The sequence below is a fragment of the Methanosarcina mangrovi genome (genome assembly GCF_052057765.1).
Taxonomy (GTDB): domain Archaea; phylum Halobacteriota; class Methanosarcinia; order Methanosarcinales; family Methanosarcinaceae; genus Methanosarcina.
Genome location: NZ_CP195120.1, coordinates 1,314,845 through 1,328,225 on the forward strand (window position 1 = coordinate 1,314,845; position 13,381 = coordinate 1,328,225).

Genomic DNA, 13,381 nt, shown 5'->3' on the forward strand with positions numbered 1-13,381 from the left:
AGAAAACTGGATGGAAGAATTACTTTTAAACAGCCCCAGCCCTGTCCTGAGAATAGAAAAAGAGGGAGTAATTCTCTACACTAATAAAGCAGGAAAATTGTTGCTTGAAACATGGAAAAGCGAGGTAGGAGAAAAAGTTCCCGTAGAAATCCAGAAAACCGTTCGGAAAGCAACCTTCAAGAAGAAGCCGGAATTCATGGAACTTGATGCAGGTGAAAAAACATATTCAGCCACTTTCATCCCTTCTACTGACGGGAAATGTGTAACTCTCCACGCGCTGGATGCCACTTTTTCTAAACAGGCTGACAAAAAATTGAATTCTATAGACAGGCATCACGAAGCCCTTGCCCAGATTGCCGAACTGGCCATCAAAACCCCGGACCTTCGGACCCTGATGGACAACTCCTTAGCCCTGATTGCTGCTACACTTGACGTAGAATATTGCAAGATTTTGAAACTTTTGCCTGATGGAAACTTTTTGTTCGAAACGGGGATTGGATGGAAGATCGAAGATATAGGCAGGGTTATTAAAAGAGATACGGCTTCAATTGCCGGGTACACAGTGCTTTCAAAAAAACCTCTCCTGATAGAAGAATTAAACAGAAAGGACTCCATTGAGGGAATGGGGCTCAAGGGGTATAAGAAAATCAAGGCAGGAATAAGTGTCCTGATCGGAAGTGTTGAAAGGCCCTATGGAGTGCTGGCAGTTCACAGCACAAAAAAAGAGAAATTTACAAAAGAAGAAGCTTATTTATTGAATGACGTTGCATTCCTGATTTCGTTAACCATTGAACGAGATAGGGTAGAAGGTACCCTCCGGGATGAGATACATTTTCTTGAAACTCTACTTGATACTATTCCTGCTCCCGTATTCTATAAGGACAAAGAAGGGGTCTACCGCGGCTGTAACGAACTCTTTGCAAGGATGATTCTCGGGAGCTCAAAGGAAAAGGTAACCGGGTGCTCTACAGATGAACTTTCCGAAGAGATTTCCCCGGAGCTTGGAAACGCCTACAGAAGGGTGGACCGGCAGCTCCTTCAGAGAGGGGGGAGCCAGGTTTATGAGTCAAAAGTCATGTGTTCTGACGGGATCGTCCGGCAGTTTCTTTTCAATAAAGCCGTATACAGGAACCTTAACGGGACTGTGGAAGGGCTTGTAGGAGTAATGCTTGACATAACCGGGCGCAAACGTACCGAAGAAAACCTGGTAAAAAGCGAAGAAAGGTACAGGCTGGCTACCGAACAGACAGGACAGCTGATATACGAATTTGACCTGCAGGACGGACATGGTGAATGGGCAGGGGCAGTCACGGAACTCACGGGCTACAGTTACAACGAGATGCAGGATTTTACTTACTATGACTGGCTTGATCACATTCATCCCGAAGAACGCAGAAGAGTGCAGCAGGAATTTAAAAAGTGCTGGAACACGGGAGAAAAGTTCGATGAAGAATTCAGGTTCAGGCGGAAAGATGGAAGCTATTTTTTCGTGGAAAACAAAGGGGTCTATCTAAGGAATGAAGACGGCTGCGTATGCAAAGTCCTCGGGGTGATGAAAGACATTACTGAAATCAAACTTTCCTCGGAAAAACTGAAGGAAAGCGAAGAGCTCTACCGTTCATTCTTACAGAACTTCAAAGGAATCTCATTTAAGATGAACAGGGAGTTTACCCCTCTCTTCATGGAGGGAGCTGTTGAGGAAATAACCGGGTACACGGAAGAAGACTTTATCACCCGCAGAATAAGTTTGAGTGGGCTCATTGACCCGGAAGACAAACAAATACTCGATATCAGCCGGGAAAAAATGAGCTCTTCTCCGAATTCGATTATAGAGTATGAGTACCGGCTCAGGAGGAAAGACGGGACCGTAAGGTGGGTTCACGAGTTAATCCACAACACCTGTGACGCGTCAGGAGAAGCCGAATTTATCCAGGGCTATGCTTATGATATTACTCAGAAGAAAAAAGCCGAGGAAACCCTTGCAAAAGTCGAAGCTATCGGTATGAGGGAAATTCACCACCGGATCAAGAACAACCTGCAAATAGTTTCGTCCCTGCTAAGCCTCCAGGCTGATAAGTTCAAAGATGAAGATGTTATAGAAGCTTTCCGAGAAAGTGAAAACCGCGTTATCTCCATGTCCATAATCCATGAGGAGCTTCACAAGTCCGAGGACACAATAAGCATAGATTTTGCAGCCTATCTCAGGAAACTGACTTCCGAGCTCCTTTACTCTTACAGGGTCGGAAACGAGAAAGTCCGTTTTTTCCTTGATGTGGACCACGTGTTCCTCGGAATCGACACGGCAATTCCCCTTGGAATCATAATTAACGAACTTTTCTCAAACTCCCTGAAATATGCGTTCCCTAAAGGTGCCGAGGGGGAAATAAGGATATCTCTTAGTAGAAATCCTGAAACTCCGGAACCCTGCAGCACGTCCTGCAGAGGCCAGAACACAGGCTCAGGGGTGTATTCCAGCTTTACGCTGGTTTATTCGGATAATGGGGGACGTTTCCCCGAAAATATTGATTTTAAAAACCCAGAAACCCTTGGGCTGCAACTTGTAAATGCCCTTGTTGAACAACTCGATGGGACGATTGAGCTTGAGAAAGGGGGAGAAACAAAATTTATTATCAGGTTCGATGATAAGGTCCTTCCGGGGAAGAGCTGAAAAAGCTGTTAAAAAGTCATGCAGGACGCCCTGATGGTGCCACCCATAATTGAAAGTCAAGAGTTCTTTATCCTTACCGACTTGAGCCTCGCCCGAATTGCGCCTCGCCCGAATTGCGACTCGGGAGTCCGCCGTCCGTTTCACTCGCTATCGCTCGCTCAAGCAGACTAAATAGTATAGATATATCTGAGCCTTACAACCTTATTAGCCATACAGGGTCGTTTTTGTCCCGGCAGAGTTGCTTGTCCCGGCAGAGTTGCTTGTCCCGGCAGAGTTGCTTGTCCCGGCAGAGTTGCTTGTCCCGGCAGAGTTGCTTGTCCCGGCAGAGTTGCGGCTCTGCAGTAAGCTGCCCTTTTCGCTTCGCTCAAGAGGACCAAACTTAAAAACAAAGGTAAAATAAAGAGACGAAGGAGAGCGGTCTTGCCTATGATAAGAAAAGACCAAAAATAATACCCGGAAATAACACGTGACGGGAAAAAAGTAAAGCGTAAAGGCAATAGAAAAAGCCTGTACGGATACAAAGAGGACAGAATTAAATAGTATTGAGAATCACTCTTTTTCGAGTCCTTTTCTTCTTTACCATCTGGTAAACGATTACCATCTGGTTAATAAGATTCTGTCCTGCAGGCGCAAAAGTGGATACTGGATTGCTAGGGGCGGAGTGCTGTGCGGAGTGCCGGCGCGTTAGTCGAAACAGAGCACACAATTATTTCTATATCGAAATCATTTGAAACTGGACATAAATTAAGTCCAGCTACAAATACCGAAAGAGTACGAAATAAATTGAAAGATGAATTCATCCATGTGAGGATAGGCGAATTGTGAATGCTTATAGGAATTGATGTAGGGGGCACCACCACGGATGCGGTGCTTATCCGGAACGGAGAAGTATGCAGTACAGCCAAGGTTTCAACCGAGCCGGAGAACCTTCTGAGGTCTCTTCTCAGGGCTCTTGATGAGGTCAGCAGAGGAGTTTCCCCGGAAGAGCTTGAAAGGGTGGTTTTCAGCACAACCGTAATCACAAATCTTATTGCTGAAGGAAAAACTGACCGCGTGGCTCTGCTGCTTATTCCGGGTCCGGGCGTTAACCCTGAAAGTTATATTTTTCCGGACAGCTTTTACCTTAAAGGAGCTATGGATTACAGGGGAAGGGAAATCCAGCTCCTCGACGAAGGTGAGGCCCGGGAAACGGTGAACAGAGTCCTGGAACAGGGATTTCCCAGAGCTGCCGTGGTGAGCAAGTTCGGGCAGAGGAACCCTTCCCACGAACTCAGGATAGAAGAAATCCTCAGGGAAATGCACCCGGGTTGTAAAGTAGAACTCGGACATAAGGTTTCGGGGAAACTGAACTTCCCGAGAAGAATTGCAACCTCCATGCTGGCTTCTGCAACAGGGGAACGCTACCAGGAGTTTGTTGCGGAGATCAAAAAAGCCCTTGAGGAAAGGAAGATCAGGGCTCCTGTATATATCCTTAAGGCTGACGGAGGGACCCTGCCAATTGAAAAATCCGTAGAGTTCCCTGTGGAAACTATTTTTTCGGGGCCTGCGGCAAGTACGATAGGCGCTCTTGCCCTCACGCCTGAGGGGCATACGTCTGTTGTGGTGGACATAGGCGGGACCACGACCGACCTTGCCCTTATCCTTTCCGGAAAACCGCTTGTTGCGTCCAAAGGCGCAAAACTCGGAAACTTTCTGACCCACGTCCGGGCTTTTGCCGTTCGCTCGATAGCGGTAGGAGGAGACAGCATTGTAAGGGTCAGGGAAACAGACAGTGAGACCAGGCTGGTAACCATAGGTCCCGAAAGGGCAGGTCCTGCTTACTGTATGGGAGGAAAAGAGCCGACCCCGACGGATGCCCTGAGAGTGCTCGGGCTTGTCGAGGTTGGTGACTCCGAACGTGCAAAAGAGGCAATTGCATCTGTTGCCTCCAGCCTGGGAAAATCCGAGACAGAGACTGCTTCCCTGATAGTGGACATAACTGCAGGGCTGATAGAGAAAGCTGTCAGGGAAATGTTTCTTGAATGGGAACAGGAACCTGCTTACAGGATATGGGAAGTCCTGCAGAAGAAAAAAGAAAGGCCTGAAAATGTGGTGGGGATCGGGGGCGGTGCAAGAGGCATGATTTCAGCAGTCGCGGAAAAGCTGAACGCAAAACCGATTATCCCTGAACATTCGGAAGTGGGAAATGCCATAGGGGCAGCTGTTGCAAGGCCAACCCTTACCCTTAACCTGCGTATCGATACACAGCAGAAGATCTATTCGGTAGCAGAAGATGGAGAGATTGTAAGCCTTAATTCAACGGATATAGGAAATTTCAATAAAATGCGCTCGGAAGAAGCTGAAGCCCTTGCAAAAGAACTCCTCCGGGAACGGGCAAAAAGGTTTGGGATTTCAGAGTATGCAGACGAAGCCGAGATTGCGAACAGTGAAGTCTTTAATGTGGTTGAGGGCTGGTTTACGGCAGGAAGGCTTTTTGATGTGAGTATGCAGATCCCGGCAGGCCTGATCCCCGAATGGAAGAGGAGGGAAAAAGCATGAAACTCGGACTTGGGAAAATTAAGGATGCCCTCAAAGGCGGAGCCGAAAAAAATGCCGGGATAGAGAAAAAAGAACAGAAAGAAGAACTCGAGCCTGATAGGCCTGATAGAGTAGAGGACGTTACAATGAAAACAAAAACTTCAGAGCAGAAATCTGAAGATGAATCGGAAAATGAATTGAAAAATAAACCGGAAAATGAACCCATGGTCCCGGCAGACCGCTCGGGAGCAAAAAAGACAGGCCTTATTTTCTTCCCGGCTTTTGACTGGGCAATTTCTCCAACCCACCCGGAAAGAGAGGAGCGCCTCCTCTATACACGGGACCAGATCTTTGAAGAAGGCCTGATGGATCTCCCGCAAATCACGGAGTACAAGCCCCGCCTTGCAGATTTCAGGGACATTGCAAGGGTACATTTCTGTGTTCCTGACATAAAAGCCCAGGCTACAACCCCTCACCTGATTGCAGCAGGCAGCTGCCTGGTCCTTGCTGACGCGCTCATGCGGGGAGAAGTAAAAAATGCTTTTGCACTTGTCCGCCCTCCGGGCCACCATGCAATGACGGTATCCCACGGAAACCGCGGCTTTTGCAATATCAACAATGAAGCAATCCTTGTCGAGTACCTGAGAAAGAAGTATGGAATCCGCAGAATAGCAATCGTGGACACCGATGTCCATCATGGGGACGGGACACAGGAGATCTTTTACAACGACCCTGACGTGCTTTTTATCTCCTTCCACCAGGACGGGAGGACGCTATTTCCGGGATCGGGTTTCATGAACGAACTGGGAGGCCCTAAAGCTCTCGGCAGAACAATCAATATTCCTCTGCCGCCCGGGACACCGGATGAGGGTATCCACTATGTGCTCGATACCCTGGTGCTGCCAATTCTCAGGGACTTCAAGCCCGAACTTGTCCTCAATTCTGCAGGGCAGGACAACCATTATACCGACCCGCTTGCAAACATGCGCTTTTCCGCACAGGGCTATGCAAAATTGAACGAGAAACTTGCCCCTGACATGGCAGTACTTGAAGGAGGCTATGCTATCCAGAGTGCGCTGCCCTATGTGAATACGGGAATAATCCTTGCCATGGCAGGACTGGACTATTCCTGCGTAAAGGAACCCGACTTCAGGCCCGGAATGTTTGTCCAGGCGGCAAGGGACAGGCGGGTTCTGGAAGAAGTTGTTGCAACTCAGCTCGAAAACTGGAAGAACCGGGACAGGCTTGTAGAGACAGAGATGGCAAAACACGGAGACTTTTACCGCCGGAAAAAACAGATCTTCTATGATACCGATATGATACAGGAATTCCAGGAGGAAACGGTTCGAATGTGTCCTGACTGTCAGGGCTATGCGACCATAGACTCCCACGCCCACAGGAGCATAAACGATACCAGAATATTCGGGGTTTCGGTCCCCATCTATGCCTGTGATCGCTGCCAGGCTGAAGCCAAAGAAGAGTACAGGAAAAGGCTCAATGATCCGGAATACGAATACGTGTACCTTCAGGATAAAAAAGCGGATGAATATAGAGAATACAGTATGAGGACAAAAAATGAAATCTCGTATTGAAAATCAAGAAAACGCTTATTGAGAGAAAGAGTCAGCTTAATATCGGGAATTGAGATGTTTGGCCAGCTACGATCCGTTTCAGGATCAAAGATTTCCTGCGAATCAGGAGAGAATGGAGCTTTTTTCCCATTTTAATTTCTCTCCCATTTTAATATGTGTATTGCCTCCTCAGTTCCTCTATCTTTCAAGTATTTTTTTCCTCCAGTGGTTTTATTCCTCAAATTTTGTTTCTTAACTTTTTCATTTTTAGGATTCTAATTATTGTGTATAACTAATAATTTATAGAAGATATCAATTTTTACACTGTGAACAGTATGAATATATTAATCTTCCTCTTTGAAACCAATATAATCATATTATCAGGATAAATTGATCATACCGTTTGAAAAATGCCACCTGAATACCTGGAAAAGTTATTAGTCTTAAATGAAATAATTTTGACTATTCAAAACAAAAAATAATGAATTATCGGCTACTATTGATCTAATTAGTATAATATTAAACCGGAATAGGCTAATTTTGATGAAAATCATATAAAATTATTTTTAATAAATATTGCTATTTTTTGTCCTTGTTTTTTAAAATCTATTACTGTTGAAAAATATTATATAGAACCAGTACATTTATATTGTACATGTCGTTAATCCTAATTAATTAGAGGAAGTATCATCGCAAATTTCTTCTATTTGTAAGGGGGAATTCGAATAAATATATTAAGAATTTTTATACTAACTACTCTTATACTCACACTAAGCTCCTTTGCAGGAGCAGCGGCTGAAATTCATGCCAATTCCACGAATTCAATACAGAACGCGGTGAACAGTGCACACTCTGGCGATGTAATTATCGTCGAACCCGGAACTTATACAGAAAACATCTTCATAAACAAAGATGACCTAGTAATCAGGTCCGAACCCGGGAAAACTGCAGACACGAGAATTGTTGCGGACGACTCATCTTCACACGTAATCAAAATACAGAATGGAGATCGTGTAACAATTCAAGGGCTGAGTGTTTCCGGAGGAACCCACGGTATAGTTCTGGAAGGCGCAACAGACAGCATTTTAGAGAATAATGCAGTAAATTCAAACCTGCTTTTCGGTATCTATCTGTCAAGTTCAAACAATATCACGCTGGCAAGCAATACGCTGTTCAACAATACCAATGGAATCAACCTGGTATTTTCTTCAGGGAACACAATATCAGGCAATACAGTTTCCGATGATACCCTGATTTCGAACACCCATAGTATTTTCCTGAATAATTCTCACAATAATAATCTGCAGAGCAACACAGTTTCAAACTGTGATTATGGAATCGCCATGAGGTATTCAAACAACAATAACCTTACAAACAATGATGCTTCCGAAAATAACAGAGGCATTTACCTGACATATACATCCAGCTCAAACAAGCTTTTAGACAACCAGGTAAATTCGAATTTAATGAGCGGCATAATTCTGAGTAACGCTGGCAGCGGCAACAACCTTATCAACAATACTGTCAGGTTGAACACTGATAATGGCATCTGGCTTGCAAATTCCAACAACAATAACCTGACCGATAACAATGTGTTTCAAAACGGCAGAGGAATATATCTACAGTCTTCTGCCAGTGGAAATACACTTTCAGGCAATATTGCGAATTCGAACATTGGGAGTGGGATTATGCTTGAAAACGCCGGCAGTAACAACATACTCACCGGCAACACTGTAAATTCTAACAATATGAATGGATTCTACCTGGTGAGTTCCAGCAATAATTTCCTGCTCGATAATGTAGTTTCGAGATGTGATAAAGGCATCAACGTCCTTAGTTCAAGCGGGACCACTATTTCTAACAATACGCTCTCGGACACTGCCAGAGAGGGGATAGCAATCTCGCTTTCCAACAGCAACATCGTTTCAAGAAATAGGGCTTCTAACAACAGCTTTGGAATTTATTTGAACTCTTCTGATAGCAACAATATCTCAAGCAATACCATAACCTCGTGCATTAACTTCAGTATCGGTATGTGTGCCGCCAGTAATGGTAACCTGGTTTTTGACAACTACTTCAATAGCAAAAACAATGCAAGGATAAGAAACCCTTCAAACACCTGGTACATAACCAAAACTGCAGGCAGAAGTATTGCCGGCGGGCCAAACCTTGGAGGAAACTTCTGGGGAAAGCCTGATGGAAGTGGACACTCTCAAATCTACGGTGACACAGATGGGGACGGTATTACGGATGAGAATGGTGTTATTAAAGAATTTACCACAGATAACGTTAGAGACCGTTTCCCGCTTGTAGCTGTCTATGTGCCAGATCCTGTGTATCCTGTTGCAAACTTCAGTACCAACGTTAGCAGCGGATATGCTCCTCTTTCAGTCCTGTTTACAGATACCTCTCAAAATGCAACAGAATGGAACTGGGACTTTGGAGACGGGAACAGTTCAACTGATCGGAATACAACATACATCTATTCAGTAGCAGAAAATTATACAGTTAATCTGACGGTAAGGAATGAAAACGGCACGGATTGGAAAACTGCTGTTATAACCGTGCTGGAAGAAAACGAAGGAAATGAAACTGAAAATGAAACTAAAATTCTTCCCATAGCAGCCTTCGGTACGAATGTCACCAGCGGCTATTATCCCCTTACAGTCCTCTTTACTGACACTTCACAGAATGCAACCTCAAGAAGCTGGGATGTAAACAATGACGGAGTAGAGGACTCTAATGAGGCAAGTTTTGCTTATACATACACTTCCAGGGGGACTTACGAAGCTAAACTGACCGCAATCAATGCAAACGGTACGGACGTAAAGACCACGACGATAACCGTGGAGAGGAAGAGCAGCGGCGGAAGCAGTGGCGGAAGCAGTGGCGGAAGCAGCGGTGGTGGCGGTGGAGGCGGTTCTCCCGAATCTTCAAAAAACATTGAAGTAAAGGAAATTTCCCAGGTCTTCGTTACAAACGGAAAAGCTGTGCAGTTTGACTTCACAAAGAACGCAACCTGTGTTATGTTTATAGGCTTCGATTCAAAGAAAACCGCAGGTAAAGTCACAACCATTGCTGAGCAGTTAAAGAATGAATCTACCCTTGTCTCCGGGTTGCCTTCGGATGAAGTCTATAAATTCTTTAACTTATGGGTTGGAAACAGCGGGTTTGCAACCTCAAAGAACATAGAGAACCCTGTAATCGGTTTCAAGGTTGAAAAATTCTGGTTGCAGGATGAAAAGATCGACAAGGCTTCCATTACCCTGAACAGATACAGCAACAAAACCTGGGAACAGCTGCCAGCCAGCCTTTCAGGGGAAGATAACGAGTACCTGTATTTCACAGCCGAAACCCCGGGATTTTCTCCCTTTGCGATAACAGGAAAGGCAAGTGCCTCTCAGGAAGAAGTCGTATCTGAAATACAGCCGGAAGGCGAGCCTGATAACTCTGAAGAGAACACAGAGGATACGGGATCGGAAGCTGAACAAGAAACCGAACCGGGAGAAAGTAGAGGCATGCCGGGCTTTGAGATGGTTCTCGGTGTGGCTGGTCTGCTTGCAGTATTCCTGAATAAGAGAAAATAAGCAGCAAATTAAAGAAAAAAATAGTAAATTTAGGCGCAAAAAAAAGAATGATGGAGGTTTGATGCCTTCGTCTTTCTTTTTTTGTTTTTCCTTTCTTTTTTTTCTTTTTCTTTTTGTTTTTCTTTTTGCTTCTGATTTTCTTTCTTTTCATTTTTCTTTTTGTTTTTCTTTCTTTTCTTTTTTCGGTTTGCTTTTCTTTTTGTTTCTACCTTATTCTTTTTCCGGCACTGCTTTCGTCTTACTTTATGACTCATATTCTTGAGTTTGGCTCAGTGGATTGGGATTGATGCTCTTCTCCGTGTACTTTTATTGATATTATTCTGATATTATTTTCTAATAGATTTATATTATTTCATGTTTATTTTATGTTGGAGAATCTAAATTTAAATAATAAAAAATATCGGCGTGGGGGATTTATATACACAGATTTATCGCTCTATTTTTAGCCTTAACCGTCTTTACGTTAAGCTCGGGCATCGGAACTGCAACTGAAATTATTGTCCAGCCAGGAGGATCAATACAGGATGCAGTTAACAATACTGTTCCGGGGGATGAGATTGTCGTAAGTCCCGGAAGTTATACTGAAAATCTCAGGATAACAACGGGAAACCTGATAATAAGATCAGCTTCCGGGAACCCCGGGGATACTACAGTTATAGCAAACAGTCAAGCTGAGGATGTATTTTATGTCGAAGCAAATAACGTAACAATTACAGGGTTCAGCATTAATGGTGCCGGAACCGACCGTGCAGGGGTTTACCTTATCAGGTCCGGTAACTGTACCATCGAAAATAATAGGTTAGAAAACGATACCCTGGGAATATACCTTAAACAGTCGACTTATAACCTTATCCTCAATAATACGGCAGTAAATGGTAAGAGGGCAATTAATATCGAGAGGTCAAACTATAACAGGGTTTCAGGAAACACGATTTCGAATCAGAGGTTTGGAATATATCTGCTCGCCTCCGAGGGTAACCTGCTCTCAGATAATACAGTAAGTATGAGCGCTGATCACGGAATTGTCCTGGAAAGCTCCGGTAATGCCAGCCTTGAAAACAATACTGTAAGCTCAAATGGAGATTATGGCATTTACCTTGCAAGTTCAAGTAACAGCAACCTGACAGGCAATATGGCAGATTCCAACACGGTCTACGGCATCTACCTGAAGGATTCCAGTGGTAACAACCTGGTAAACAACACAGCATTGAACAACAGCAGGGGCATTTTCCTGTTAAGGGCTGGGGAAAGCATGCTTTCCGGAAATCTGGCTTCAAATAACGGAAAAGGTATCCAGATCACATCCACAGGAAACAACAATGTATTAAAGAATTCGGTCTCGGATAACATCGTCTCCGGAATCTCATTATTGAACTCTACTAACTGTAATGTAAGCGAGAACATACTGGCGAACAACACAATTGGAATAGACCTGGCTTTTACAAGCAACAGTACCGTCCTTAATAATAGTGTGCAGAACGGAGGAAGAGGGCTTAACCTGCAGGATTCCAATTACAATACGCTTTTAAACAACAGTGCTGCGAGAAACAGGTACGGAGCTTACCTGCTGCGCTCGGGATGGAACGTCCTCTCTAACAACAATGTAAGCGAAGACGCTGATCATGGCATTGTTCTGGAAAACTCAAGCAACTATAACGACCTGACCGGCAACATAGCCAGCTATAACCGTGCTTACGGAATATACCTCAAAGATTCGAGCAACAATAACTTAAACAGCAACGAAGCTTCCGGCAATAATAGGGGAGTTTTCCTTACAAAATCGAACAGGAACACGCTTTTGAACAATACTGTTCTGGACAACAGCGAATATGCAATCCTGCTGACTTATTCCTTAGAAAACAACATCTCAGAAAACGAAGCTTCCAGCAGCAACCGGGGTATCCACCTGAGCACTTCAAGTGATAATACGATTTCAGGCAATAATATTGTTTCAAACGGTGTTTCAGGCCTTTATATGACTTCCACAAGCAACAACAACACCGTGTTCAATAACTACCTGAACAACAACATTAACGCAGATATCAAACCGGGAAGCTCTGGAAACGTCTGGAACACAACAAAAACTGCAGGCACGAATATTGCGGGCGGATCCTATATAGGAGGAAACCTCTGGGCAAAACCCGACGGCACGGGCTTTTCGCAGACTGCAACGGATGCGGACGGAGACGGCATTGCAGATGGAGTGTACAATATCGCAACCAGTGGCTATACGGATTACCTCCCGCTTGTAGCTGCCTCTAAACCAGGAGAATCCACAACTGCTGTAGATGTAACAGACAACCAAACTGAATCTACGGATGAATCTGAGATATCTGCGGATGACCAAACAGAATCTACGGATAACCAAACGGAGTCCACAGATGGATCTGAGATATCTGCAGATAACCAAACGGAGTCTATGGATAATCAAACGGAAATATCCATAGATAATCAAACAGAATCTACGGATGACCAAATGTAAACATCTATAGTTTAATCAGAGAGATCTACAGACTGATTAGAGACAGCTGCAAACTAAGCAAAAACAATTACTTGCGAATCAACGAAAAGGAGCTGACATAAAGCCTGGTTTCATAGAGACCGCAACCAAATACTCGACCAACACGAAAAGAGACGGGATTAAGGAATGACTCCCTTCATCCCGATTATTTCTTTATCTTATACTTTTTTCCTTTACCTTTTTCATAAGATCTTAATCTTCCGAATTTTAAAGTTCTTTCCTGAAGGAAGTATTTGTTAGGTCGTCCTGCAGGCTCCGAAAGCCACATATTTTTTCCACTTAATATGAAAAAATTTGTTTACAATATCCCATTATTCGATTTTACTTATTAAAAATCTGAATCTAATTCCTGGTTACTAAAATTGATCAGTAAACAGGAGATAACACCTGTTTTGAGGCATGATAAAATTTCTTTACATTTAGAGTAAAGCTGATTTATTAAATAGCTGGAAAACATGCAACTTTGGAGAAGTGGAAGAAACTGGAATTTTTTCGATATCCTTTGACATGTAGTTTA

Annotated in this window: 6 protein-coding genes; 5 read left to right on the forward strand and 1 reads right to left on the reverse strand. The window is 44.0% G+C overall.

The window, feature by feature from the left end; all coding sequences use genetic code 11:
* Positions 1 to 10: 10 nt before the first annotated feature.
* Positions 11 to 2,668, forward strand: coding sequence for a PAS domain S-box protein (locus ACSAZL_RS06025; protein WP_440947806.1), 2,658 nt, complete (start codon positions 11 to 13; stop codon positions 2,666 to 2,668).
* A 204-nt stretch (positions 2,669 to 2,872) separates the two neighbouring features.
* Here ACSAZL_RS06025 and ACSAZL_RS06030 read toward each other — a convergent pair whose 3' ends face one another.
* Positions 2,873 to 3,112 carry a hypothetical protein gene (locus tag ACSAZL_RS06030; RefSeq protein ID WP_440947807.1) on the reverse strand — a complete coding sequence of 80 codons (240 nt, stop codon included), beginning with the start codon at positions 3,110 to 3,112 and terminating at the stop codon, positions 2,873 to 2,875.
* A gap of 381 nt (positions 3,113 to 3,493) precedes the next feature.
* Between ACSAZL_RS06030 and ACSAZL_RS06035 the strand changes: the two genes are divergently transcribed.
* From ACSAZL_RS06035 to ACSAZL_RS06050, 4 genes are all read left to right on the forward strand, one after another.
* The gene (locus ACSAZL_RS06035; RefSeq protein ID WP_440947808.1) at positions 3,494 to 5,206 is read left to right on the forward strand and encodes a hydantoinase/oxoprolinase family protein; all 1,713 of its coding nucleotides are present in this window, start codon (positions 3,494 to 3,496) and stop codon (positions 5,204 to 5,206) included.
* Positions 5,203 to 6,777: a histone deacetylase family protein gene (locus tag ACSAZL_RS06040; protein WP_440947809.1), complete on the forward strand. Its 1,575-nt coding sequence runs from the start codon at positions 5,203 to 5,205 to the stop codon at positions 6,775 to 6,777. Before ACSAZL_RS06035 ends, ACSAZL_RS06040 begins: the two co-directional genes overlap by 4 nt.
* A gap of 815 nt (positions 6,778 to 7,592) precedes the next feature.
* Complete coding sequence (locus ACSAZL_RS06045) at positions 7,593 to 10,343, forward strand: NosD domain-containing protein (RefSeq protein ID WP_440947810.1); 2,751 nt, start codon at positions 7,593 to 7,595, stop codon at positions 10,341 to 10,343.
* A 556-nt stretch (positions 10,344 to 10,899) separates the two neighbouring features.
* Positions 10,900 to 12,825: a right-handed parallel beta-helix repeat-containing protein gene (locus ACSAZL_RS06050; protein ID WP_440948792.1), complete on the forward strand. Its 1,926-nt coding sequence runs from the start codon at positions 10,900 to 10,902 to the stop codon at positions 12,823 to 12,825.
* The last annotated feature ends 556 nt before the right edge of the window (positions 12,826 to 13,381 follow it).

Bases quoted from the DNA above. Each gene is read 5' to 3' on its own strand.
- ACSAZL_RS06025 (WP_440947806.1), top strand. From the start codon at position 11: ATGGAAGAATTACTTTTAAACAGCCCCAGCCCTGTCCTGAGAATAGAA.
- ACSAZL_RS06035 (WP_440947808.1), top strand. From the start codon at position 3,494: ATGCTTATAGGAATTGATGTAGGGGGCACCACCACGGATGCGGTGCTT.
- ACSAZL_RS06040 (WP_440947809.1), top strand. From the start codon at position 5,203: ATGAAACTCGGACTTGGGAAAATTAAGGATGCCCTCAAAGGCGGAGCC.